Source organism: Hymenobacter sp. UV11 (assembly GCF_004684095.1).
In the GTDB taxonomy this organism is placed as follows: domain Bacteria; phylum Bacteroidota; class Bacteroidia; order Cytophagales; family Hymenobacteraceae; genus Hymenobacter.
Map to the genome: position 1 here is coordinate 475,276 of NZ_SRII01000001.1, position 24,752 is coordinate 500,027.

General features: G+C 60.6%; 22 protein-coding genes. 15 read left to right on the forward strand and 7 right to left on the reverse strand.

The genetic code is table 11. The features are described from left to right. The first annotated feature begins 58 nt into the window (after window positions 1-58). A complete protein-coding gene (locus E4631_RS01795; protein ID WP_133658381.1) occupies window positions 59-985 on the forward strand; it encodes a cation diffusion facilitator family transporter in 927 nt (308 codons plus the stop codon). A gap of 272 nt (window positions 986-1,257) precedes the next feature. Next, window positions 1,258-2,490 carry an isocitrate dehydrogenase (NADP(+)) gene (locus E4631_RS01800; RefSeq protein WP_133658382.1) on the forward strand — a complete coding sequence of 411 codons (1,233 nt, stop codon included), beginning with the start codon at window positions 1,258-1,260 and terminating at the stop codon, window positions 2,488-2,490. 251 nt (window positions 2,491-2,741) lie between these two features. On the opposite strand, the gene E4631_RS01805 is transcribed toward E4631_RS01800, so the two are convergent. The 3 genes from E4631_RS01805 to E4631_RS01815 all read right to left on the reverse strand — a co-directional run bounded on the left by E4631_RS01805 (window position 2,742) and on the right by E4631_RS01815 (window position 6,329). Continuing rightward, window positions 2,742-3,497 (reverse strand): succinate dehydrogenase/fumarate reductase iron-sulfur subunit, encoded by a 756-nt coding sequence (locus E4631_RS01805; RefSeq protein ID WP_133658558.1) that lies wholly within the window; start codon window positions 3,495-3,497, stop codon window positions 2,742-2,744. A gap of 135 nt (window positions 3,498-3,632) precedes the next feature. Beyond that, the gene (locus E4631_RS01810; RefSeq protein ID WP_133658383.1) at window positions 3,633-5,567 is read right to left on the reverse strand and encodes a fumarate reductase/succinate dehydrogenase flavoprotein subunit; all 1,935 of its coding nucleotides are present in this window, start codon (window positions 5,565-5,567) and stop codon (window positions 3,633-3,635) included. A gap of 24 nt (window positions 5,568-5,591) precedes the next feature. Then, complete coding sequence (locus E4631_RS01815; protein ID WP_133658384.1) at window positions 5,592-6,329, reverse strand: succinate dehydrogenase cytochrome b subunit; 738 nt, start codon at window positions 6,327-6,329, stop codon at window positions 5,592-5,594. Window positions 6,330-6,613: 284 nt separating this feature from the next. Here E4631_RS01815 and E4631_RS01820 point away from each other — a divergent pair, with 284 nt between their 5' ends. From E4631_RS01820 to E4631_RS01830, 3 genes are all read left to right on the forward strand, one after another. Continuing rightward, the gene (locus E4631_RS01820; RefSeq protein WP_133658385.1) at window positions 6,614-9,514 is read left to right on the forward strand and encodes a gliding motility-associated C-terminal domain-containing protein; all 2,901 of its coding nucleotides are present in this window, start codon (window positions 6,614-6,616) and stop codon (window positions 9,512-9,514) included. A 228-nt stretch (window positions 9,515-9,742) separates the two neighbouring features. Continuing rightward, window positions 9,743-10,627, forward strand: a complete 885-nt coding sequence (gene fabD, locus E4631_RS01825) for an ACP S-malonyltransferase (RefSeq protein WP_133658559.1) — start codon at window positions 9,743-9,745, stop codon at window positions 10,625-10,627. 6 nt (window positions 10,628-10,633) lie between these two features. Continuing rightward, window positions 10,634-11,851: a hypothetical protein gene (locus E4631_RS01830; protein WP_133658386.1), complete on the forward strand. Its 1,218-nt coding sequence runs from the start codon at window positions 10,634-10,636 to the stop codon at window positions 11,849-11,851. Window positions 11,852-11,854: 3 nt separating this feature from the next. On the opposite strand, the gene folK is transcribed toward E4631_RS01830, so the two are convergent. Continuing rightward, window positions 11,855-12,343 (reverse strand): 2-amino-4-hydroxy-6-hydroxymethyldihydropteridine diphosphokinase, encoded by a 489-nt coding sequence (gene folK, locus E4631_RS01835; protein ID WP_133658387.1) that lies wholly within the window; start codon window positions 12,341-12,343, stop codon window positions 11,855-11,857. A 47-nt stretch (window positions 12,344-12,390) separates the two neighbouring features. Further along, the gene (locus E4631_RS01840) at window positions 12,391-13,257 is read right to left on the reverse strand and encodes a S9 family peptidase (RefSeq protein ID WP_133658388.1); all 867 of its coding nucleotides are present in this window, start codon (window positions 13,255-13,257) and stop codon (window positions 12,391-12,393) included. Window positions 13,258-13,315: 58 nt separating this feature from the next. On the opposite strand from E4631_RS01840, the gene E4631_RS01845 reads away from it, so the two are divergent. Continuing rightward, the gene (locus E4631_RS01845) at window positions 13,316-14,305 is read left to right on the forward strand and encodes a polyprenyl synthetase family protein (RefSeq protein WP_133658389.1); all 990 of its coding nucleotides are present in this window, start codon (window positions 13,316-13,318) and stop codon (window positions 14,303-14,305) included. Window positions 14,306-14,359: 54 nt separating this feature from the next. Here the strand turns inward: E4631_RS01845 and E4631_RS01850 are convergent, their stop codons facing one another. Then, the gene (locus E4631_RS01850) at window positions 14,360-15,040 is read right to left on the reverse strand and encodes a peptidoglycan DD-metalloendopeptidase family protein (RefSeq protein ID WP_133658390.1); all 681 of its coding nucleotides are present in this window, start codon (window positions 15,038-15,040) and stop codon (window positions 14,360-14,362) included. A 113-nt stretch (window positions 15,041-15,153) separates the two neighbouring features. Between E4631_RS01850 and E4631_RS01855 the strand changes: the two genes are divergently transcribed. The 3 genes from E4631_RS01855 (at window position 15,154) to dut (ending at window position 18,678) form a co-directional block, all read left to right on the forward strand. Further along, window positions 15,154-16,251, forward strand: coding sequence for a ferredoxin--NADP reductase (locus tag E4631_RS01855; RefSeq protein ID WP_133658391.1), 1,098 nt, complete (start codon window positions 15,154-15,156; stop codon window positions 16,249-16,251). 95 nt (window positions 16,252-16,346) lie between these two features. After that, window positions 16,347-18,095 (forward strand): M3 family oligoendopeptidase, encoded by a 1,749-nt coding sequence (locus tag E4631_RS01860; RefSeq protein WP_133658392.1) that lies wholly within the window; start codon window positions 16,347-16,349, stop codon window positions 18,093-18,095. A gap of 145 nt (window positions 18,096-18,240) precedes the next feature. Then, complete coding sequence (dut, locus tag E4631_RS01865) at window positions 18,241-18,678, forward strand: dUTP diphosphatase (protein WP_133658393.1); 438 nt, start codon at window positions 18,241-18,243, stop codon at window positions 18,676-18,678. An 83-nt stretch (window positions 18,679-18,761) separates the two neighbouring features. Here dut and E4631_RS01870 read toward each other — a convergent pair whose 3' ends face one another. Beyond that, the gene (locus E4631_RS01870) at window positions 18,762-19,142 is read right to left on the reverse strand and encodes a hypothetical protein (RefSeq protein WP_133658394.1); all 381 of its coding nucleotides are present in this window, start codon (window positions 19,140-19,142) and stop codon (window positions 18,762-18,764) included. A 97-nt stretch (window positions 19,143-19,239) separates the two neighbouring features. Between E4631_RS01870 and E4631_RS01875 the strand changes: the two genes are divergently transcribed. The 6 genes from E4631_RS01875 (at window position 19,240) to E4631_RS01900 (ending at window position 24,701) form a co-directional block, all read left to right on the forward strand. Then, window positions 19,240-20,217 (forward strand): threonine/serine dehydratase, encoded by a 978-nt coding sequence (locus tag E4631_RS01875; protein ID WP_133658395.1) that lies wholly within the window; start codon window positions 19,240-19,242, stop codon window positions 20,215-20,217. 35 nt (window positions 20,218-20,252) lie between these two features. Further along, complete coding sequence (locus E4631_RS01880) at window positions 20,253-20,588, forward strand: hypothetical protein (protein WP_133658396.1); 336 nt, start codon at window positions 20,253-20,255, stop codon at window positions 20,586-20,588. Between the two features lie 11 nt (window positions 20,589-20,599). Further along, complete coding sequence (locus tag E4631_RS01885) at window positions 20,600-20,902, forward strand: hypothetical protein (RefSeq protein WP_133658397.1); 303 nt, start codon at window positions 20,600-20,602, stop codon at window positions 20,900-20,902. Between the two features lie 50 nt (window positions 20,903-20,952). Beyond that, window positions 20,953-21,963: a sugar nucleotidyltransferase gene (locus E4631_RS01890; RefSeq protein WP_133658398.1), complete on the forward strand. Its 1,011-nt coding sequence runs from the start codon at window positions 20,953-20,955 to the stop codon at window positions 21,961-21,963. 124 nt (window positions 21,964-22,087) lie between these two features. After that, entirely contained in the window at window positions 22,088-23,911 is a 1,824-nt protein-coding gene (locus tag E4631_RS01895; protein WP_240734597.1) for a tetratricopeptide repeat protein, read from the forward strand. Continuing rightward, the gene (locus tag E4631_RS01900) at window positions 23,904-24,701 is read left to right on the forward strand and encodes a DUF4292 domain-containing protein (protein ID WP_133658400.1); all 798 of its coding nucleotides are present in this window, start codon (window positions 23,904-23,906) and stop codon (window positions 24,699-24,701) included. The genes E4631_RS01895 and E4631_RS01900 overlap by 8 nt, the downstream gene beginning before the upstream one ends. The last annotated feature ends 51 nt before the right edge of the window (window positions 24,702-24,752 follow it).

The window sequence follows — 24,752 nt, forward strand, 5'->3', positions numbered from 1 at the left end:
CTAAAAGTAACTGGTATTTATAGATAATTCACTTTTAGTAGATACTCCTACCCCCTCCGTGTCCGACAACGACCAACCCGAATCTAAAACCGCCATTATCGCCGCGCTGGCGGCCAACCTGGGTATTGCCGTTATCAAGTTTGTGGCGGCGTGGTTCACGGGCTCATCGGCGATGCTATCGGAGGGTATTCACTCGCTCGTGGACACGGCCAATGAGTGGCTGCTGCTGCTGGGGTTGCGGGCCAGCCAGCAGCCGGCCAGCGCGCGGCGGCCATTCGGCTACGGCAAGGAGCTGTATTTCTGGGCCTTTATGGTGGCGGTGTTCATCTTCGCCATCGGCGGCGGGCTGTCGCTGTATGAGGGTTACGAGCACCTGCGCCACCCCGCGCCGCTCGGCAGCCCCACCTGGAACTACGTGGTGCTGGCCGCGGCCTTCTTGCTGGATGGTAGCTCGTTTTTGGTGGCGCGGCGCGCCTTTAACGCGCAACGGGGCAAGCAGACGTTCTGGGCTGCCTTCCGCGCTAGCAAGGACCCGTCGGTGTTCGTCGTGCTCTTCGAGGATGCCTCCGACCTGCTGGGCTTGCTCATCGCCTTTCTGGGCGTTTTCCTGAGCCACTGGCTGAATATGCCTGAGTTGGATGGGGTAGCCTCGCTGCTCATTGGCCTGCTGCTGCTGGTAGTGGCCGTGCTGCTGCTGCGCGAAACTAAGAGCTTGCTGCTGGGCGAGCCCGCCGACGCGGCCCTGCTTCGGCACGTTACAGACCTGGCTTGCGCCGAGCAAACGATTGTGCGCACTGCGCCGCCGCTCTCGTCCTACCTCAGTCCGCACGAAATCCTGGTGGTGCTACCCGTCGAGTTTGCGCCCGACCTGCCCGCCGCTCAGCTCAACCAGGTAGTGGCGCGGCTCTGCGATGCCATCAAGGCCGCGTACCCCGACGTGAAGCACGTATTTATTCAGCCCGCGGCGCTGGGCGGGGCTGCGTAGGCACTTCGCTTCGGTAGGAGGGGGTAGGGCGCTGGTTTCAGCGGCGACGTGAAAATTTTGGCCGGCGGCCGGCTCGCCCGCAGCCCGATTGATAAATTATAGGGCCCAATATGGAGTGCAAACGTTTGCAAGCATTCCCAGTTAGGACCGGGTAGAAAGCTGTGCTTAATATTGACCCCGGTAACGCCCGCTCCAGTTTGGTGCGGGTGCGCGCCGGCCTGGCTTTGCTTTTCTGAGCCAGGTACCAAACCCTTCAAAAGCCCACCGCAGACATGACCAAAATCAAAGTTGCAAACCCCGTAGTAGAGCTGGATGGTGACGAGATGACGCGCATCATCTGGAAATTCATCAAAGACAAGCTCATTCTGCCTTACCTAGAGCTCGACATTAAGTACTACGACCTCGGCATCGAGTACCGCGACGAGACGAACGACCAGGTAACTATCGACTCGGCCAACGCCATCAAGCAGTACGGCGTGGGCATTAAGTGCGCCACTATCACCCCCGACGAGGAGCGCGTAAAGGAGTTCGGCCTCAAGCAGATGTGGAAGTCGCCCAACGGCACTATCCGCAATATTCTGGATGGTACCGTGTTCCGCGAGCCGATTGTGATGAGCAACGTGCCGCGCCTAGTGCCCAACTGGACGGCCCCGATTTGCATCGGCCGCCACGCTTTTGGCGACCAGTACCGCGCCACCGATTTCCTAACCAAAGGCAAGGGCAAGCTCACCATTACCTTCACGCCCGAAGACGGTGGCGAGGTGCAGTCGTTTGAGGTTTTCAACTTCAAGAGCGATGGCGTAGCCCTGGCCATGTACAACACCGACGAGAGCATCCGTGGCTTCGCGCACGCCTGCTTCAACCAAGCCCTGATGAAAGGCTGGCCGCTGTACCTGAGCACCAAAAACACGATTCTCAAGAAATACGACGGCCGCTTCAAGGACATCTTCCAGGAGATTTACGAGCAGGATTACATCGCCAAGTTCAAAGAAGCCGGCATTACCTACGAGCATCGCCTGATTGATGACATGGTGGCCTCGGCGCTGAAGTGGCACGGCAACTTTGTGTGGGCCTGCAAAAACTACGACGGCGACGTGCAGAGCGATACTGTGGCCCAGGGCTTCGGCTCGCTCGGCCTGATGACCTCCGTGTTGGTGACGCCCGACGGCGGCACGATGGAGGCCGAAGCCGCCCACGGCACCGTGACGCGCCACTACCGCGACCACCAGGCCGGCAAACCCACCAGCACCAACCCCATCGCCAGCATCTTCGCCTGGACGCGTGGCCTCGAATTCCGTGGTATTCTGGATAAAAACCAGGAGCTCATCGACTTCTGCAAAGCCCTGGAAGCCGTGTGCATCGAAACCGTAGAAAGCGGCAAAATGACCAAGGACCTGGCCGTGTGCATTCATGGCAACAAAGTGGAGCATGGCCGCGATTACCTCTATACCGAGGAATTCCTGGAAGCGCTGGATGAAAACCTGAAGAAGAAGCTGGCGAAGTAAGCTGGCGGGTTTTTTCAGAAAGAAGCCCTTGCTGCGCCAGGCAGCAAGGGCTTCTTGTTTTAGGGGGGTAGGAGAGGCGCTTCGGCTAAGCTTTTCCTACTTTCCTCTAGTTACAGCGGTTTTTGAGTTGGTATGCACGCAAAGTTTTGCGTCTCGCCTGCATACCAACTTAAAAACCGCTGTAAAGTTGAAACGCAAAAAAACCTCCTGGTTTCGACCAGGAGGTTTTTTTGTAATGAGTAGTTGGCTGCTTATGCCAAGTGATTCGAAGTGGCCTTGGCGGTCAGAAACTCGCGGTTCAGGATGGCAATGTTTTCGAGCGAGATGCCCACCGGGCACTCAGCTGCGCACGAGCCGATGTTGGTGCAGGCGCCGAAGCCTTCAATGTCCATCTGAGCTACCATGTTCTCCACGCGGGTTTCTCGCTCAACCTGGCCCTGGGGTAGCAGAGCAAGTTGCGACACCTTAGCTGATACGAAGAGCATGGCCGACGCATTCTTGCAAGCTGCTACGCAGGCGCCGCAACCAATGCAGGTAGCAGCCTCAAAGGCCCGGTCGGAGATTTCCTTCGGAATCGGAATCTCATTGCCATCGGGCGTGCCACCAGTGTTTACACTCACGTAGCCACCAGCCTGGATAATGCGGTCGAAGGCCGAGCGGTCCACGCTCAAGTCTTTGTTCACCGGAAAAGCATTGGCACGCCAAGGCTCAATGGTGATGGTGTCGCCATCCGAGAACTTGCGCATGTGCAGCTGGCAAGTAGTTGTGCCCTTCTCGGGACCATGCGAACGGCCATTGATAAACAAGTCGCACGAGCCGCAAATACCCTCACGGCAATCGTGGTCGAAGGCTACGGGGTCCTGGCCTTTACGCAGCAAGTCCTCGTTGAGCACATCAAGCATTTCCAGAAACGACATATCGGGCGATATATCGTTCACCTTATAGTCCACAATCTGACCTTCGGTCTGGCGGTTTGGCTGGCGCCAAACTTTCAGCGTTAGGTTCATGGGTTTAGCGTTGGGGTTAGAACCGGCCATATTTTTTGAATTAAAAATTATGAATTAAAAATTATGAATTGCTGCCTCCGAATATGGGGTTGTCAATACTTAATCTTTAATTCATGATTCATAATTTAGAATTAGTTATTTATAGCTGCGCTGCGTAAGCTTTACGTTTTCGAACACCAACTCTTCCTTGTTGAGGCGCTCGGGCTGGTTGTCGCCCATGTACTCCCAAGCCGCCACGTAGGCATACTCATCGTCGCGGCGTAAAGCCTCACCTTCCTCCGTAGCGTACTCTTCACGGAAGTGACCACCGCAGCTTTCGTTGCGGTCCAGGGCGTCGTCTACCATCAATTCGCCCAACTCCAGGAAGTCGGCCACGCGGCCGGCTTTCTCCAGCGCCTGGTTCATCTCCTCACCCGAGCCTACCACCTTCACATCCTGCCAAAACTCCTTGCGCAGCTTGGCGATTTCGGCTTTGGCGTAGCGCAGGCCTTCGGCGTTGCGCGCCATGCCGCAATACTCCCACATCAGGTTGCCAAGCTTCTTGTGAAACTCGTCGGGCGTGCGGTTACCCTTGATGCTGAGCAGTTGCTCAACACGGGCCTGCACGCCGGCCTTAGCCTCCGCGAAGGCCGGGTGGTCGGTAGTAACCGGCTTGGGGGGGGTAGCAGCCAACTGGTCGCCAATGGTAGCCGGAATGACGAAGTAGCCGTCAGCCAGGCCTTGCATGAGGGCCGAAGCCCCAAGGCGGTTGGCGCCGTGGTCCGAGAAGTTGCACTCGCCCGTGGCATAAAGGCCCGGAATAGTGGTTTGCAAGTTGTAGTCTACCCACAGGCCGCCCATCGTGTAGTGCACGGCCGGGTAAATGCGCATCGGCCGCTCGTAGGGGTTTTCATCGGTAATCTTCTGATACATCTCAAACAGGTTGCCGTACTTCTGGCTCACTGCTTCGGCGCTGGTACGCTTGATAACGTCGGCAAAGTCGAGGTACACGGCCAGGCCCGTTGAGCCTACCCCCTTTCCTTCGTCGCACATCTGCTTGGCGTTGCGCGAGGCTACGTCGCGCGGCACGAGGTTACCAAAAGCCGGGTACTTGCGCTCCAGAAAGTAGTCGCGGTCATCTTCCTGAATGTCCTGTGGTTTCAGCTCACCGCTGCGCACGCGCTCGGCTATCTCCTTGGTTTTGGGAACCCACACGCGGCCATCGTTGCGCAGCGACTCCGACATCAGCGTCAGCTTCGACTGGTATTCGCCCGATACCGGAATGCAAGTGGGGTGAATCTGGGTAAAGCAAGGATTAGCGAAATACGCGCCCTTTTTGTGTGCGCGCCACGCCGCCGAGGCGTTGCAGTACATGGCGTTAGTGCTCAGGTAGAACACGTTGCCGTAGCCACCGGTAGCCAGCACCACCGCGTGGCCAGCGTGCGTTTGCACCTCGCCGGTGATGAGGTTGCGGGTTACGATGCCGCGGGCCTGGCCATCCACCACTACCACGTCGAGTAGCTCCGAGCGGGTGTACATTTTCACCTTACCATAGGCAATCTGCCGGCTAAGGGCCGAATAAGCACCCAGCAAGAGCTGCTGTCCGGTCTGGCCACGGGCGTAAAACGTGCGGCTTACCTGCGCACCACCAAACGAGCGGTTGGCAAGCAGTCCGCCGTATTCGCGGGCGAAGGGAACGCCCTGGGCTACGCACTGGTCAATGATGCTAACTGATACCTGGGCCAAGCGGTAAACGTTGGCTTCACGGGCGCGGTAGTCGCCGCCCTTAATAGTATCGTAGAACAGCCGGAATACCGAGTCGCCGTCGTTCTGGTAGTTTTTGGCTGCGTTGATGCCACCCTGCGCCGCAATGGAGTGCGCGCGGCGCGGCGAGTCGTGGTACGTAAACGCTTTTACGTTGTAGCCCAGCTCGGCCAGCGAAGCAGCCGCAGCAGCACCAGCCAAGCCAGTACCTACCACAATTACATCGTACTTGCGCTTGTTGGCAGGGTTAACGAGCTTGACGTTGAACTTATGCTTGTCCCATTTTTCGGCCAGGGGGCCTTCGGGCGCTTTGGAATTCAAAACCATAGTAGGTAGGCTAAGAAACTGATGTTAGTTGAACGCCAACACCAACTGGTGCAGCACGGCCGGCGCGCTGCTCACAAGCGCTCCTTTCTCGTTGGTAAACAACAGAAAGTAGAGCGGCATCGAAGCAAAACCAGCTGATACAATGACAGCGAAAGCGTAGCCAAAGTTTTTAATTAGCGGCATGTATTTGCGATGGTTGAGGCCCAAGGTCTGAAAGCCCGAGCGGAAGCCATGCCACAGGTGGTAGCCTAGGCTGGCCTGCGCAGCCACGTACAGTATCACGTACCACCACTGGTGAAACGACGATACTACCAAGCTGTACAAGTCGTCGTTGTGGTTGATGTCTGGGTCGATGGTGCCAAAGCGGGCGCGCCAGAAGAAATTGTACAGGTGTACAATCAGAAAAACCAGGATGATGGAGCCCAGAATACCCATGTTGCGCGAGGTCCACTCCGAGTTTTGCTTAGCCTCCCACTGAGTATAGCCGTGCGAGCGGGCACCCTTGTTGCGGCGCGTTAGCATCAGCGCTTCGTAGATGTGGAAGCCAAAGCCCAGCACCAAGCCCCACTCTATGGTGCGAATGACCGGGTTGGTACCCATGAAATGCGAGTAGGTGTTAAATGCTACCCCGTCGTCGTGCTTGAAAAGCTGGAGATTGCCAACGAGGTGCACTACCAAGAATGTGCAGAGAAACAGCCCCGTCAGGGACATGATAATCTTACGCCCAATGCTGCTGGTGAAGGTCTTTGTAAACCAATTCATAGAAATTGTAGCCAAAAAGAAAGCCTCTTATATCGCCCAAAGGTAGGGCCAGCGGCGCCTCAGCCCAAGGCAGCCAGCGCACATAAGTCTTATTTAGAACCGTTAAACCCAGGTGGCAGCTAAATGGCCGGTCGCCTTGAATCAATCCGGCCCGAAAGCCGTTAGCCAACTTACTGCGTACTTTCCACAACCAAAGGCCCGGAAAAAAGGTTGGGTCGTGACGTGAAAGGGGCAATAAAGGTTGTTTTGGCGGGTTGTAAGCTGTTACTCAACATTGGTAGATTATGCGACTTTTTTTATCTTCTGGGAAGAATAGTGGTCCCGCGACTTGGCTGGTAGCCCTGCTGCTTATTGGCCTGGGCTGGCTGCGGCCGCAGGTGGCGCAGGCTACGCACATCCGGGCCGGCGATATTCAGTCGCGGGTCGATAGCATCACGAGCAACCTAAATCACATCTATTTTAAGATGACGATTTATCGGGATAAGACCTCTTCGGTGCAGCAGGATTTGAGCAATACGACCATCTTCTTTGGCGATGCCACGGAACTGCGCGGCACGGATAAAGATGCCACTGGCAAAAACCTGATGACGCGCGTGACGGACGCCGCCCGCTCGACCGCCGATACGGAGATAATCTACTTTTATTTCGACCACTTTTACTCGGGCGCGGGTAACTACAAGGTGAGTTTTATTGGCGAAAACCGCAACGCCGATATTAAGAATATGGTGAATTCGGTTAATACTACCTTCTACATTGTGTCGGAGGTGAATATTAATCCGGTTTATGGTCTGAATCACTCGCCGGTGCTGAAGGCTCCAGCTTTGGACCGGGCAGCAGTGCAGCAGGTGTTTTTGCACAACCCAGCGGCGTACGATGCCGATGGCGACTCGCTGGCATACAAGCTTATTCCTTGCCGCCAGGTAGTGAACGGGGTAGGTGCGGCGGAGTCTAATAACAACACGCCCGTGCCGGTGCAGTGCCAGAACTACGTGTACCCCGATAACCAAAGCTTGCTGCCGGGTGCCAAGCAGGTAGCCTACAACGGGGTGCCCGCCGGTGACCCGACGAAAAACGCCATAATTGTGCAGGACGTGTATAACGGGCAGATAACCTGGAACGCACCGGCCCTGGCGGGCATCTACAACATTGCGTTTATAGTGGAGGAGTGGCGCCGGATTAATGGCTTTTACCGGCAGATTGGCTCGGTGGTGCGCGACATGCAGATTATCGTGACGGCTACCACCAACCTGCCGCCTACCCTCACCGTGCCGCCCGATATATGCGTGGTGGCCAATCAACTTGTGACGTTGCGCGTATCGGCTACTGATGGCACGGCTGCTGGCTCGCAGGCGCCTACCCCCGTTACGCTGTTTGCCTACAGCGGTATCTTGCCGCCAGCCACTTTTGTTCAAACCAACACGGGCACTACAGTAGCGGGCACGTTCAGCTGGACGCCCGATTGCAGTAAAGTATCCAATCAGCCTTACTCGGTCGTATTCAAGGCGCAGGATAGTCCGCCCAACGGAAACGTCTCGACGCCCATTCTTATCGACGAAAAGACCGTGCGTATCACGGTGGTAGGGCCGCCGCCGCAAAACGTGCGCGCCGTATCAAGCTCGTCGGCCGCCGGGCTGGTAAGCCTGCTGAGCTGGGACCGCTACAGCTGCCCGAATGCGAAAAGCCTGCTGATTTTCCGGCGCGAAGGCTGCTACGCCTACACGCCCGGCCCCTGCGACACGGGCCTGCCCGCCAGCGCCGGCTACACCCAGATTGGGTCTGTGGACCCAACGGTTACCACCTTTGTCGACGATAACGCCGGTAAGGGCCTGAGCCGGGGCAAAACGTATAGCTACCGCGTGTACGCCGTGTTTCCGCTGCCCTCGGGCGGCACCAGCATTGTGTCGAACGAGGCCTGCTTGTCGTTTAACGGCCGCTCGGCCATGCTGACCAATGTGGACGTGAACACGACCAACACCGCCACCGGCCAGATTATGGTGAAGTGGACCCGCCCGCGCGCCGACAACGGCGGCACGTTTGGCACGCCTTCGGGCTACCGCCTCAGCCGCAGCGTTGGCACGGGGCCGCTGGTCCTGGCAGCAACTATTACCAACCTCAGCGATACTACCTACGTGGACTCCGGCCTGAACACGGTGGCCAACCAGTACACCTACACGCTGGTGTTCTTCAACACCGACACTTCGACGGGCACGGCGGTGGAGAAGACCGAAACCTCGGCCACCGCTACCAGCGTGCGCACCAGCCTGGTGCCCGACGGCCTGGCCAAAACCATCACCGTGAACTGGGCCTACAACGTGCCTTGGGACAACAGCAAGCAGCCCACAATTATTTACCGGCAGGATACGCCCACCGGCGCCTTCACCCAGGTGGCGAGCGTGCTGCCCGGTGCTACCAGCGGCACCTACGTGGATAAGGGCCTGCAAACCGGCCAGCAGTACTGCTACTACGTGCAGACTACGGGCCAGTATGCGGGCTATTCTTACCTGCTTAATCTGCTCAACAAGAGCCAGCAAGTGTGCACTACGCTCCAGGATACGCCCTGCACGCCGGTGCTGAGCGTGCAGGCTACCAACTGCGACAGTTTAGCCAACTTGCCGTCTTACCCCTCTCCTGGCCAGCGCTACCAGAACAACCTGCGCTGGACGGTGGGCAACACGCCCGCCGGCTGCGCTACCAACGCCGTGTACTACCGCATTTTTCGCGGTGATACCCAGGCCGGGCCCTTCGTGCTGATTGACTCCACGGCCCAGCTTACTTACATGGACCGCAACCTGAACCGGCCCACCAGCTGCTACCAGGTGCAGGGTGTGGCATCGAGCGGTCAGCGCAGCGCAGTCAGCAACATTGCCTGCCAGAGCGACTGCGTGTTCTTCCTGCTGCCCAACATCTTTACGCCCAATGGCGACAATGTGAACGAGGTGTTCCGGCCCAAGACTTCCAGCCCGGTTACGAGCACGCACATCCAGATTTTCAACCGCTGGGGCGTGAAAGTGTACGAGAGTAGCGCCGACCCCTACATCAACTGGACGGGCGGCGGCGCGGCCGGCGAAAGCACCACCAGCGGTCTGGTATCGAACGGCATTTATTACTACCTGGCCGAGGTGCAGTTTGCCGACGCTGCCAACACCAAGCGCACCTATAAAGGCTGGGTGGAGGTGTCGCGCTAGCGCCTACCCCCCTCCGGCAACCAGAAGCCGCCCCAAGCCGGGGCGGCTTTTTTGGCTTTATTTTGCCGGAGTAAAAACCAGTTGTCCTGGCGAGCGAAGCGCGGCAATCGCACAAACAACGACTCGTTCAGGTGCGATTACTTCGCGTTGCTCGCCATGATAACTGACTTAGATAATGCTCATTACTGAACTATAATTTTGACTCCTACCCCCGCTTCCGACGCCGGCCTGACGGCCATCGTATTTCCCGGCCAGGGCTCGCAGTTTCCGGGCATGGCCCGCGAGCTGTTTGAGCAAAATGAGGCCGCCCGCGCCCTGCTCATCCAGGCCAACGACATCCTGGGCTTCGACCTGACCAAGCTGATGTTTGAGGGCAGCGAGGAAGACCTGCGCCGCACCGACGTGACGCAGCCGGCCGTGTTTGTGCACTCGGTGGCGCAGTTTGTGGCCCGGCCCGACTGGCAGCCGGCCATGGTGGCGGGCCACTCGCTGGGTGAGTTTTCGGCGCTGGTAGCCGCGGGCGTGCTCACCTTCGCCGATGCGCTGCCGCTGGTGGCGCGCCGCGCCCAGGCCATGCAAGCCGCCTGCCAGGAGCAGCCCGGCACCATGGCCGCCATCCTTGGCCTGCCCGACGCGGCCGTGGAGCAAGGCTGCCAGCAGGTGAGTGCCGGCGGCGACGTAGTAGTGGCCGCCAACTATAACTGCCCCGGCCAGCTCGTTATTTCCGGCTCTACGGCCGGCATCGCCAAAGCCTGCGAGGTGCTGAAAGCCGCTGGCGCCAAGCGCGCCCTACCCCTGCCGGTAGGCGGGGCCTTCCACTCGCCCCTTATGCAATCGGCCCAGGCCGCCCTGGCCGAGGCCATCGAGCGCACGACGTTTCATGAGGCCCGCTGCCCGGTGTACCAGAATGTGGACGCCGCCCCGCACCGCAACCCGGCCGAAATCAAAGCTAATCTGCTGGCCCAGCTCACCGCCCCCGTGCGCTGGACCCAGAGCGTGCAGGCCATGTTCCGCGATGGCGCTACCCACTTTGTGGAGTGCGGCCCCGGTAAGGTGCTGCAAGGCCTAGTGAAGAAAATCGAGCCCACGGCCGTCCTTGACACCATTGCGTAAGCCGTTGTGCAAGTAGCTAGTCTGAAGCACGTAGCGAACAGCCAGACTGGCCGGATAGGGCTGTTAGTGCTAGCCGCTGCGTTGGCACTGGGCAGCTACCTCTATACTACCAGCATGGGGCTAGCCGGTACCTCCGATAGCTACCACTACCTCTACGCGGCCCATACCCTGCGGCAAACAGGCCATCTCCTAATGCCTGATGGAAGCCCGTACCAGGCTTGGCCACCGCTGTTTCCGGTAGTGCTGGCTTTGCTGGGGGGGGCGGGGCTAGTGCACTGGCTCAACGGGCTGGCCCTGCTGGGGGCGGTAGCCGCCTGGAGCGCAGTGGGCTACCAACTGCTACCCGGCCGCCGAGCGCTGGCACTGTCGCTGCTGTTGGCCCTGGGTAGTCCGGCGCTGGTGGTTAGCAAGTTTATTTGGTCTGAGCCGCTGTTTAATCTGCTGTGGGCCTGTTATTTTTTGGCCTTGCTGAGTTGGATGCGGCGGGGTGGGCGCGTACTTGGTCTGCTGGCTACGGGGCTGGGCTTTCTGCTGCCCTTGCAGCGCATTGCGGGGGTATTTCTGCTGGCAGGCATAGGAGTTGGGCTGGCCTGGCCGGGGGCAGCCAAGGTTGGGCGACCTGGCGGCTGGGCCCGGCTTGGCCACTTGGTTGGCACGGGCAGCGGGCTATTGCTTTGGCAAGTAAGTAGCTGGCCCAAACTCTCCCTCAGTAATTCGATACAGCTTGGTGATGACCCGCACGCTATTCTACCCATTCTGGCTGATTATGGGTTCGTGCTTTGGCGATGGCTGGTGCCGTTGCCAGCAGCTAGCCTCCTGGCGCTGCCGGCAGCAGTGTGGGTGTGCTTGCTAGTAGGGGTAGCGGCGCTGTGGCCCTGGGCGGCAATAGTGCGCACTCCGACCAGGACCGTACCTGCTGGTTTGCCGCTACTTTGCCAGCGGATGCTTTTTATGGGGCTAGTGCTATCCCTGGTGCTGCTGACTGGCAGTGCCGCACGCGGCCGCATCGGCGCCGACGTGCACGAAGCCGAGCGTTACCTGACGCCCCTATATCCGACGGTGCTGCTGTTGGTACTCCTCAATTGGCCTGCTACAAAGAGTAAGCTTATTCGGCTAGGCCCGGTGTTGGTGGTAGCCTGGGTGCTATACCAAGGCGTACGGGCCGGGCATAATGCTTACCGGCTGCACCGACTGCCCCCCATGGGGCTACTACACCTGCCTTAGCCGTCAGGCTGCGTAGCGTCGCACTGCCAACTCATCCGGGCAGGCGGCCAGCAGCTCGGCAATGGTGCGGTGCAGCTGTGGGTGCACCAGTTGCGGCGCCAGCTCGGCCAGCGGCACCAAGGCAAAGCGCCGGGCCGGCAGCGCCGGGTGCGGTACCGATAGGGTAGGGGTAGCGATTATTTCCTGGCCCAAAAGCAGGATGTCCACATCCAGCGTGCGGGCGCCCCAATGCACCAGCCGCTCGCGGCCCTGTTGCTGCTCGGCGGCTTGGCAGGCAGTTAGGAGGGTAGGGCCGTCCAGCTCGGTTTCGACGGCCAGCACCTGGTTGAGAAACGCCGGCTGGTCCTCCAGGCCCCAGGCCGCTGTTTCGTAGAGCGATGACGCGGCCACAATGTTGCCAGTGGTAGCCGCCAGGTCGGCGCGGGCCTGTGCCAGGCGGGCGGCCCGGTCACCAAGGTTGCTGCCCAGCAGCAGGTAAGCCAGCTTATTCAATTGGGAATTTAGACTGAGGAATGAGGAATTATTCGGTAGCTAACACCTCATTCTAAATTCCCAATTGCTTCGAAGAAGCTTGCCGTGCGCTCGGCGATAAGCTGTGCCTGGGGGGGTAGGGCCGGGCCAGCCCACGGGTGAGCACCGCCAAACATGTGCCCCGCGCCGGGCACTACCAGCACCTCGGCGGCGGGCTGGGCGGCGTGCAGTTGGTGCATGGCCGCGAGCGGTACCGTCTCATCCTGGTCGCCGTGGATGAGCAGCGCCGGCTGGCGCAGGCCCGGTAGGAGGGCCGGCAGGTCGAGGCGGGTGCGGTGCTGGAAGAAATTTTCGGCAATCTGGTAGTACATCGGCAGCTGCTGGCCGGTGCGCACATTGGGCACGTAGAGCACACCGTCGCGCTGCCATTTTTCGACTACTTCGGCGGGCCAGCGCGGGTGCAGGTCGGCCACGGCGGCCCAGGCCGCCACGGCCGCCACGCGCGGGTCTTCGGCGGCTTTGAGGAGCACCAGCGCGCCGCCCCGGCTGTGGCCCACCAGGCAGATGCGGCGCAGGTCGAGCTGGGCCGCGGGCAGGGGGGTAGCGCCGGGCGTGTGCAGCGCATCGAGCAGCTGGCCGAGGTCGTCGAGCTCCAGGCTGAAATTATTTTTTCCGAAGGCCTCCAGGTCTTCCAAGTCGCCGGTGCCGCCCACTACCACACCATTGTGCGAGAGGTTGAGCTTGACGAAAACGAAGCCTTTATTGGCAAAAAACTCGGCTAGTAGCCCGAAGTGGCCCCAATCTTTGAACCCCTTGAACCCGTGCACAAACACGATGATGGGCTGGGGCTGGCCGGTGGGCTGGTAGGTGGCATCGGCGGCAAAAGGGCGGCCGTGCGCGCGGCCAATTAGCGTGAACTCAACAGTACGGAGCATGCGGCGAAGGTAGCGTAGGCGCAGTAGTCCGCGCTGCTGGCCGTATTATTGCGCCCGCATGGCAAACCCGCTCGACCAGATTCAGGCTCCTATCACCGCTGAGATGGCGGAGTTCGAAGTCAAGTTTCGGCAGTCGATGCAGACCAAGGTGCTGCTGCTGGATAAGATAATGGGCTACATCGTGCGCCGCAAAGGCAAGCAGGTGCGCCCCATGTTCGTGTTCCTCACGGCCCGCGCCAGCGCTGCCGACCCCACCGCGCCGCTGCCCGAAGCTGTGTTTCGGGGCGCCGCCCTCATCGAGCTGCTGCACACCGCCACCCTGGTGCACGACGACGTGGTGGACGAGAGCAACTACCGCCGCGGCTTCTTCTCTATCAATGCGCTCTGGAAGAATAAGATAGCCGTGCTCGTGGGCGATTACCTGCTGAGCCGCGGCCTGCTGCTGTCGCTCGAAAACGACGACTTCGACCTGCTCAAAATCGTGAGCAACGCCGTGAAGGAATTGAGCGAGGGCGAGCTGCTGCAAATCGAGAAAGCGCGCAGCCTCGACATCACGGAGGACGTGTACTTCGATATTATTCGCCAGAAAACGGCCTCGCTCATTGCTTCCTGCACGGCCGTGGGCGCGGCGGCCAGCGGTGCCGACAAGGCCACCATCGAAAAAGCCCGGCTCTTTGGCGAGAAAGTGGGCATGGCGTTCCAGATAAAAGACGACCTGTTTGACTACGGCACGGCCGAAATTGGTAAGCCGGTGGGCATCGACATCAAGGAAAAAAAGATGACCCTACCCCTCATCTACGCCTTGCAGCAGGCCAGTTGGCTCGACAAGCGCCGCGTTATCTACAACGTAAAAAATAACGCCGGCCGCCGCGACCGCGTGCAGCAGGTTATCGACTTCGTGAAGCAGTCGGGCGGCCTCGACTACGCTATCCGCACGATGGAGCGCTACCGCGACGAGGCCCTGGAAATCCTGCACGAGTTCCCGGCCTCCGAAGCCCGCAACTCACTGGAAACGTTGATAAACTACACGATAGAGCGGGAAAAGTAATTTCGTTTGTCATTGTGAGCGCAACGAAGTGGAGCGCGGCAATGGACAAACAGGTCAACGTAGCACCAGCATCGGGTCGGGGCACAATTCTGCCCAATATTCGCGCTCGCTGGCCGGGGCTACCCCCGGAAAATCGCCCCGCCGCCCCTGCATGTCGGTCATCAGTTGGAAGTGCAGGTGCGGGGGCCAGTCGCCATTTTCGGGGTAGGGGCCGACGTGGGCGAACACTTGGCCGGCGGCCAGCGCCTGGCCCGCGTGCAACTCGGCTAGGTCGGTGCGGGCGAGGTGGCCGTAGAGGCTGAAGAAGGTGGCGCCTTCTAGCTCGTGCTGCAAGATGATGGTGGGGCCGTAGTCGCCGAAGTTATTATTGTCGGCCAGGCTGTGCACGGTGGCGGGCAGCGGCGCGGCTACGGGCGTGCCGGCCGGCACCCACACATCTACGCCCAGGTGCAGCGAGCGCGGCTCGGTGGCGGCATCGAAGTGCGGGCTGCGGCGGTAGATAACCCGGTTTTCGAGGTAGCCGCCGATGCCGGCGGTGGCGTGCTGCTCGGCCAGCATGGTGTGCACCAGATGGTCAAAAACTGCCGTATCGCGCAGGCGCTCGGGGTAGGCCAGGCGCGGGTTGGCGGCGGTAAAATCGAGCGGGGCTATGCTGGGGCCGGCGAGGGGGTAGGCGGGCAGCACGGGCTGAAAAGTGGCCCGGTGGCGGGTGAGTAGGGTAGAAAGACTGGTCATCGAAAGACGAAGCTAGCGCTGGCCGGTTAATCTCTCGACCCCTCAAAAATGGGTAATCTAAACTTCACGCGCCGCGGCTGGCGTAAATTTGTCACCTTACTCAGTTCTACCCTATGTCGTCGTATTTGACGCTCACCGTCGTTGCCCTCACCCAGGAAACCCCGGATACCGTTACCATTCACCTGCAGCGGCCCGATGGCCAGGCCGTGCCCAGCAAGCCCGGCCAGTTTCTGACGCTGCTTGTGCCCTGCGGCCCTGGCGGCGGCCGGCCCGAGCGCCGCGCCTACTCGCTCAGCAGCACGCCCGCCGAGGCCCCGCGCCTGTCCGTAACCGTGAAGCGCGTAACGGGCGGCCTCGTGAGTAATTATTTGCTTGATAACGTAAAAGTTGGGCAGCAATACGAGGTCCTACCCCCCCTCGGCAACTTCGTGGTGCAGCCCAGCCCCAAGGCAGCCCGCTCGCTGGTGCTCCTCGGGGCCGGCTCGGGCATTACGCCGCTCATGAGCATGCTCAAGGCTGTGCTGGCCCAAGAGCCGCAGAGCCACGTGCTGCTCATTTATGGCAACCGCAACGAGAACACGGTTATTTTCAAGCAGCAGCTTGCCGACCTTGAAGCCGGTAGCCGCGGCCGCCTGCAAGTGGAGCACGTGTACAGCCAGCCGCTGCACGCTACTGGCGCGCACCAGCACACTGGCCGCCTCAACCGCACCACTATTTTGCGCATAATGGAGCAGCGCCACCAGTTTCCGGCGCCGCAGGCCGAGTACTACATCTGCGGCCCCGAGGGCCTGATGACCGAAGCCCAGGCCGCTCTGGAGCTGCTGAACGTACCCAGCAGCCGCATCCGGCGCGAGAGCTTTGTAGCTGCTGCCGATGCGGCCGAAGCCGGCGACATGCAAGGCGACTCGTTGGCCGGCCCCAACGACGGCCCAGTGACCGAGCGTACCGTTACCATCAACTACGAGGGCAGCGAGTACAAGCTGGTAGTGCCCGCCAAAACCACCATTCTCGACGCGGCGCTCGACCAGGATATTGACCTGCCCTACTCGTGCCAGGCGGGCGTGTGCACGGCCTGCCGCGGCAAGTGCCTCAGCGGCAAGGTACACCTCGACGAGCGCGAAGGGCTATCTGATGCCGAGCTGGCCAAGGGGTATATTCTCACTTGCGTAGCTCATCCGCTGACGGCCGATGTAATAATTGAAATTGGCTGATAAGCAAGCAGAAGCCAGGGGTAGGGAGCTGTTTTAAGCCTGAATTGAACAAACTGTGCAGGCGGCTGGTCATTAAATTACGTAACTTGTGTTCTATGGTGATTCCTGAGCTTGATACCCTGGCGGCCTCGCCTGCCACCGATACTGCCCGCCTACCCCGCCACTACTTGCCCGAAGACTTTCAGGTGACTGATTGGGCCACGCTGGAGCCGTTCTTTCAAGAATTACAGCACCGCTCAGTGAGCAGCGCCATCGCCCTAGAGCGCTGGCTGCTCGACCGCTCCGAGCTGGAATCAATGCTGAGCGAGGACCTGGCCTGGCGCTACATCCACATGACCTGCGATACCCAGGACGAGGGCCGCGCCGAGGCTTTTCAGTTTTTTGTGCAGGAAGTGGAGCCGCAGGTGGCGCCCTACGACCACGCCCTCAACGAAAAGCTGCTAGCCAGCCCTTACCTCGGCGAGCTGAGCCAGGAGCGCTACGGGGTATTTCTGCGCTCGGTACGCCGCGCGTCGGAGATTTACCGGGAGGAGAATATCGCCTTCAAAACCGATATCTCGACCAAGCAGCAGCAGTATGCCGCTACCGTGGGCGCCATGACCGTAACGCTCGATGGCGAGGAGCTGACGCTGCCCCGCGCCGCCGACCGCCTCAAAAGCCTGAGCCGCCCGGTGCGCGAGCAGGCCTGGCGCGCCATTCAGGAGCGGCGCCTGCGCGATAGCAAGCCCCTCGACCACCTCTTCACTGAGTTGGTGGGCCTGCGCCACCAAGTAGCGCTTAATGCGGGCTTTGCGAACTTCCGCGACTACATGTTTGCCGCGCTGGGGCGCTTCGACTACACTGCCGAGGACTGCTTTGATTTTCATTCGGCCATTGGGGCCACGGTGGTGCCGCTCATCAACGAGTTTGATGAAGCCCGCCGCAATGAGCTCAAGCTGCCCGCCCTGCGCCCCTGGGACCTCGATGTGGACCCCAGCGGCCAGCCGCCGCTACGCCCATTCCAGACCGGTGCCGAGTTGCTCGAAAAGACCATTACCGTCTTTCATCAGCTCGACCCTTTTCTGGGTGACTGCCTGCGCACCATGCGCCAGATGGGCCACCTCGACCTCGAAAGCCGCAAGGGCAAGGCGCCCGGCGGCTACAACTACCCGCTCGACGAAACCGGCGTGCCGTTCATCTTTATGAACGCTACCTCGTCGCTGCGCGATGTGGTGACCATGCTGCACGAAGGCGGCCACGCCGTGCACTCCTTCCTGACCCGCCGCCTACCCCTCTCGGCCGACAAGCACCCGCCGAGTGAGGTGGCCGAGTTGGCTTCGATGAGCATGGAGCTGATGAGCATGGACCACTGGGATGTGTTTTTTCAGGACCCCGCCGAGCTGCGTCGCGCCAAGAAAACGCACCTCGAAGGTGTACTCGAAACCTTCCCCTGGGTAGCCACCATCGACAAGTTTCAGCACTGGGTGTATGAAAACCCCGACCACACCGAAGCCGAGCGGCACAAGCGCTGGACCGAGATTTTCCAGAACTTTAACCAGCGCACCGTGAACTGGAGCGGCCTGGAGCAGTTCCGGCCCACGCTCTGGCAAAAGCAGCTGCACCTCTACGAAGTGCCGTTCTACTACATCGAGTACGCCATGGCGCAGCTCGGGGCCATTGCCATGTGGCGTAATTTCCGGCAAGACCCGGTTGTTGCGCTGGCCGGTTACCAGCGGGCGCTTGCGCTAGGTTACACCGTGCCCATCGGCGAGGTGTACGCGGCGGCGGGCATTCGTTTCGACTTCAGCACCGAGTATCTGCGGCAGCTGGCCGATTTTGTGCGCGAGGAAATGACGGCGCTGTAGTTTTTAGTTGAGAGATTTGTCATTGCGAGCGCAACGAAGTGGAGCGCGGCAATCGCACCAGAACGATAACCACACGGATTGTTCTGGTGCGATTGCCGCGCTCCACTTCGTTGCGCTCGCAATGACAAACAATTTATAGCTTTCTATGCTCACCATTCCCGTTATCAATTCCTCGCGGCACCCGCTGCCGGAATACCAGACTGCCCACGCCGCCGGCCTCGACCTGCGGGCTGACCTCCCCACTGGCCCGCTCACGCTGGGCCCGCTGGAGCGGGTGCTCGTGCCGACGGGCCTCAGCCTGGCCCTACCCCCTGGCTACGAGGCGCAGGTGCGCCCCCGCAGCGGACTGGCCTACAAGCATGGCATCGGCATCGTAAACAGCCCCGGCACCATTGATGCCGACTATCGGGGAGAAATAAAAGTGCTGCTGGTCAACCTATCCAACGAGGTATTCACCGTGCAGGATGGCGAGCGCATTGCCCAGCTGGTGGTGGCCCGCCACGAAACCATCGAGTGGCAGCCCGCCGAAACGCTGAGCGAAACCGCCCGCGGCGCCGGCGGCTACGGAAGCACGGGTAGATAATGACAAATGACTAGGGACTAGTGACTAATGTCGTTCAATGATGATTTGAACTACATTAGTCACTAGTCCCTAGTCATTTGTCACTACTGCTGTACCGTGCCGGCGGCGCGCTGGCGGGCAATGATTTGCAGGTTGCCACCGGCCGAGTTGAGCTTCTGGCTCAGTTCACGGATTTTGTCGCCGGTGCCTTCGAAGCTGTGGATGGGGAGGGCAGCGCGGGCCGTGAGGTCGGCCAGCTTCTGGAACGAGGCGCCCATAGCGCCCGCGTCGTTGCGCTGGATGTGGCCATTGAGCTCGTCGAGCTCAGCGGCGACGAGGCGCACGGCGGGAATGTCGCTGCCGCGCAGGTTTTGGAGCCAATTGCTCACTTGCTGCTGGCCCGAGCCGGGGTCTTGCACAAAGCCGTTGTTGATGGCCGCGAACAGGGCCTGAATGCTGGATTCGATTTCGGAGATGAAGTTCATAAGGCAAAAGTAAGAAGTCGTTAGCCTAACGCCGCCAGCCGGCCAGTAGTTATGGCCGGTGTGGTGTAGTTAGCGGTCGGGCTACCACCTTTGCACTATGAACCTCATCACCCTCGCCGACCTGGAGCAGGCGCAGCAGCGGCTGCGCGGCCTGGCCCGGCGTACGCCCCTGCTGCCCTTCGACCTGCCCGAGCTGGGCACCGAGCGCGTGTACCTGAAGCCCGAAAGCCTGCAACCCATTGGCTCTTTCAAGATTCGGGGAGCTGGCAACCGCATTATGGCGCTCACGGAGGCCGAGCGGGCGCGCGGCGTGCTGGCCTATAGCAGCGGCAATCATGCCCAGGGCGTAGCCTACGCGGCGCGGCAGCTGGGCCTGCGCGCCACCATCATCATGCCCACCAATGCGCCGCGGGTGAAAATCGATGCTACCCGGGTCCTAGGGGCCGAAGTTATTCTCTACGACCCGGCCCACGAAAAGCGTGAGGCCGTGGCCGCCCGCCTGCTGGCCGGGGCCGCCGCGCCGCCGGTGCTGGTGCCGCCCTTCGACGATGCCTACGTGATAGCCGGCCAGGGCACCGTGGGCCTCGAAATATTCGAAGACCTGCCCGAAGTAGACCTTGTGCTGGCGCCCGTGGGTGGCGGCGGCCTGCTGGGGGGGGTAGCAGCTGCCCTCAAATTTTTGAAGCCCAGCGTGAAAGTAATCGGCGTGGAGCCCGAGCTGGCCGCCGATGCCCAGGCTTCCTTGCGGGCGGGCCGAGTGGTAGAGTGGTCCGCCGCCGATACCAGCCGCACCCTGGCCGACGGCGTGCGTACGCTGTCCGTGAGTGAATTAACTCTGGCCCACCTGCGCCAGTACGCCGACGATATCGTAACGGTGAGCGAGGCCGAGCTGCGCGCCGCCGCCCGCCGCCTGCTGCTCGAAGCCCGCCTCGTGGTGGAGCCCACCGCCGCCCTGCCGCTGGCCGCGCTGCTGCGCCACCGCGATGCCCTACCCCCCAGTCAGCACACGGTGCTCATCCTCACCGGCGGCAACGCCGACCCGGCCACGCTGGCCGAGCTGCTGGGCGGCCAGTAGCTTTGCGGCATCGCAACAACTGATATTCACCAGGTATGGATAAACCAGAAATTTCAGTTAAGCTACTTGCTGAGGAAATTCTGATGGAAGAAGATGTGCTATGCTTTTCTTTCCTAGTGGCAGCCAACCGCATAGCGTGCATGACTAATTTTGCCCTGCACGAGCAGCAGCGGGAGCTGCGCTTAACTAGGCTGCATTTGGAGGGCGTCGCGATTAACCAAGTGGGGCGGCCTGCGTTATGGGAGGTAGCTTATCAGCTAGGTCGTTACTTTGGCGTGAAAACCCTGCGCATCGAAGGTGGCCGCCGCACGACTGGCCGCTACAGCGGAAAACTGCCAACGCCCTTTGTTATCACCATTCCCGACGCCTAATTAGTATCGCCATGGCAACTATCGTTTTAGCAGGCTGGCGCGTGGGCTTACAAAAAATAGCCTTGGCCAACCTGCAGCAAGAGCTGCTTCAACTATCCTTGAAACAAGCAAAGGAAAACGTTGACCGCCTGCTCGAAGGCGAAAAGAACTCGCTCCGCCCGGGCCAGCCCATCATGCTGGACGTGCCGGATGGGGTAGTGGCCGAGTTTATTACCCGTGCCAACACCCTGGGGGCGCTCGTGGGGTTTGTGGTAACCGACATTTCCAATCAACCGGCCAGCGATACAGCTGCTACCATGCAACAAGCCGCTTAGCCGTCAGCTTTTTATATTCTCACCCTAGTCTCTCTTTAACCAACACCCCCATGAAAATCATCGTCCCGATGGCTGGTATGGGTAAGCGCATGCGCCCGCACACGCTCACCGTACCCAAACCCCTGATTCCGATTGCCGGCAAGCCCATTGTGCAGCGCCTAGTTGAAGACATTGCCCGCGTGTGCGGCGAGCCTGTGACGGAAGTTGCCTTCATCATTGGCCGCTTCGGCGCTGCTGTAGAAAAAAGCCTCGTGGCCATTGCTGAGTCGGTGGGCGCCAAGGGCACCATCGTGTACCAGGATGAGGCGCTGGGCACCGCCCACGCCATTTTGTGCGCCAAGGAGTCGCTGAGCGGCCCGCTGGTAGTGGCCTTTGCCGACACGCTGTTTAAGGCTGATTTTACGCTCGATAGCTCGGTGCCCGGCACCATTTGGGTGCAGAAAGTAGAAGACCCACGGCCCTTTGGCGTGGTAAAGCTCAACGAGAAAGGCGAGATTACGGAGTTTGTGGAGAAGCCCGAAACCTTCGTGTCGGACCTGGCCATTATTGGCATTTACTACTTCCAGGACGGCGCCTACCTGCGCGAGGAGCTGCAATACCTGCTCGACAACGACATCAAGGACAAAGGCGAGTACCAGCTCACCAACGCCCTCGAAAACATGAAGAACAAGGGCACCGTCTTCGTGCCCGGCCAGGTAACCGAGTGGCTCGATTGCGGCAACAAGGACGCTACCGTGCACACCAACCAGCGCTACCTCGAATACCTCAAGGAGCGCGGCGAAAAGCTGGTAGCCGACTCAGCCAAAATCACCAACTCGGTAATTATCGAGCCGGTGTACATTGGCGAGAACGCCGTGATTACCAATTCGGTAGTCGGCCCGCACGTGTCATTGAGTGCCAATGCGGTGGTTGAAGACTCGCGCCTGGCCAACTCCATCGTGCAAACGGCCGCCACCGTGCGCCACGCCAACGTGGCCAATTCTATGATTGGCAACAGCGCCAGCGTGACCGGCCAGTCGGCCGACCTGAGCGTGGGCGATTTTAATACGCTGCGCGTGTGATAATTTAAGCCCTGCGTGCGTTACCGAACGGCGCGGCCCCCACAGCGGGGCCGCGCCGTTCGTGCGTAAATCCGCGTACATTCGCCCGCAGGTTTTTGGTTTATTTATTGTGCTTATGTGTGCTATGCTTGTACGTTCGTTCGCGGTTGGTTTATTGCTGGTAGGTGGGTTGGCCACGGCCAGCCGGGCGCAGGGCGTTGAGCCCGCTGCGGGGGGTAGGACGGCCCCGGAAGCCACGCCTGCCAAGCTCACGCGCAAGGAGCGCCGCGAGCTGGCCCAGCGCCTCGAAATCGAGGCCAAAATGGCCGCCGCCCGCCCGCCGCTCTCGGCCAAGGAGCGCGAGCTGAGCGAGGCGCTTTATACCGATGGCGTGAAATACGTCATCCTCGAAGACTACCCCAAGGCCCTGGAGCGGCTGCTGAAAGCCTACACGCTGATGCCCGAAAATGCAGCTGTCAACTACAAGCTGGCCGAGGCTAACTTACTGAGTGGCAACCTGCGCGACGCCACCGGCTACGCCGAGGCCGCCGTGAAGCTCGACGCCAAAAACCCGTATTACTACCTGCTATTGGCCCAGGCCCAGGCCAGCCAAAAGCAGTACGAAGCCGCCACCGCCACCTACGCCAGCCTGGTGAAGGATGTGCCCAACTCGGGCAGCTACTTGTTCCAATTGGCCGACCTCTACCTGGCCCAGAACAAGCTGCCCGAGGCGCTTGCGGCGCTCGATAAGGCCCAGCAGCAGTTCGGCAACGTAGACGAGATTTCCTTCAAAAAACAGCAGATATACCTGCGTCAGAACAACCTGCCGCTGGCCTTGAAGGAAGGTGAAAACCTTATCGCGGCCAACCCCACCGAGCCGCGCTTCGTGCTGGCCCAGGCCGAGATGTACGCCGCCAACAACCGCCTGCCCGATGCCCTGCGGGTAGCCGCCCAGGCCCTGCGCCTCGACCCCGGCAACCCCTCAGCTCACCTGATACTGGCCGACGTGTACCGCCAGGAAAACCAGCCCGCCGAGGTCGAAAAGCACCTGCGCCTGGCCTTCGACAGCCCCGCGCTCGAAATCGACCAGGAAGTACGCATTTTGGTGGGCTACATCAAGCAGCTGCCCGACCCCAAGGTGAACCAGCTGGCCCTCGACCTAGCCGCCGCCACCGTGCGCAACCACCCGCGCGAGGCAAAAGCCTACAGCGTGGCCGCCGACGTGCAGATGCAGACCGGCCACAAAAAAGAGGCCCGCAACACCTACCTCAAAGCCCTGAAATACGACAAGTCCAAGTTTCAGCTCTGGCAGCAAGTGGTGCTGCTCGATGCCGAGCTAAACCAGACCGACTCGCTGCTGGTACACAGCGACCAAGGCCTGGAGCTGTTCCCCAACCAGGCGCCGCTGTGGTTTTACAATGGGGTAGGGCATTTACTCAAGAAGCAGCCCCGGCAGGCGGTGCAGTCGCTGGAGCACGGCCGCCGTCTGGCCGCTGGCAACGTGGAGCAGCAAAGCCAGTTCGACTCGCAGCTCGGCGATGCCTACCAGGAAATGAAGGAGTATGCCAAGTCGGATGCCGCCTACGACGCGGTGCTCACCACCGACCCCAACAACTACGCAGTGCTCAACAACTACAGCTACTACCTGAGCCTGCGGGGCGAAAAGCTCGACAAGGCCAAGGAGATGGCCGGCCGCACGGTGGCCAAATTTCCCGACAACGACACCTACCTCGATACCTACGCCTGGGTGCTCTACAAGCAGAAAGACTACGCCGGCGCCCGCCCAAATCTGGAAAAAGCCAGCAAGACCACCAAAGACGCAAGCATCCTGGAGCATTACGGCGACGTACTGTGGCAACTCGGTGACCACACCGGGGCCGTGGCGGCCTGGCAGCGGGCCCGCAAAGCCGGGCCCGGCGCCTCGCCGCTGCTCGACCGCAAACTCAAAGACCAAAAATTGTATGAATAAATCTGCGCTGCTACTGGCCGGGCTAGCCCTGGCGGGCTGCCACCGCGCCGTTTCCACCAAGTCGGGCTCCGTCACGGCCGGCACCTCGACGCCCGTGGCCGAAACCGTGGTGACGCCGGCCGGCGTAAAGGCCACCAATACCAGTTTTCAGTACCTGAACGGCCACGGCAAGGTGCACTTCAAGGCGAAGGATTCGGAGCAGTCGGCCAACTTTGCGCTGCGCGTGCGGCGCGACTCGGCCATCTGGCTTTCGGGCTCGCTGCTGGGCATTGAGGGGGTAAGGGCCCTGCTCACGCCCGATTCGGTGCGGGTAGTGAACCGCCTGAAAAAGACCTACTTCGCCGGCGACTACGCCTACCTGAGCCAGCTGCTGAACGTGCCCGTCACCTACCGCCAGATGCAGGACATCTTACTCGGCGACTACCAGGAGGCCCCCAAGGGTGCCCTGCCCGTGCTCAAGAAGGAGGGCGACAACCAGGCCGTGAGCTACCCCCAGGCGCCGCTCATCATCGAGCAGCTGCTGAGCCTGAGCACCGGCCGCCTCCAGCAATTGAAAGTGAGTGAGAGCGCTGCCCAGCGCAGCCTCACCGTGGGCTACGCCGACTTCCAGAAGCCCAGCGGCGCCGACCTGCCCTTCGCCTTCACCACCACCGTGCTGGGCCAGCAGGGCGGCACCGAAAGCACCACCGCCACCCTCAACTACCAAAAAGTAGAAGTCGGCGCGGGCCACCTCGATTTCCCCTTCAGCGTGCCCAAAGGCTACGCCAAGCAGACCAAGGTGAAAAAGTAGGGGGTAGGGAATACTCTTCTAAATAGCTCTCTCTTTTGCCCTAAGCTCGCC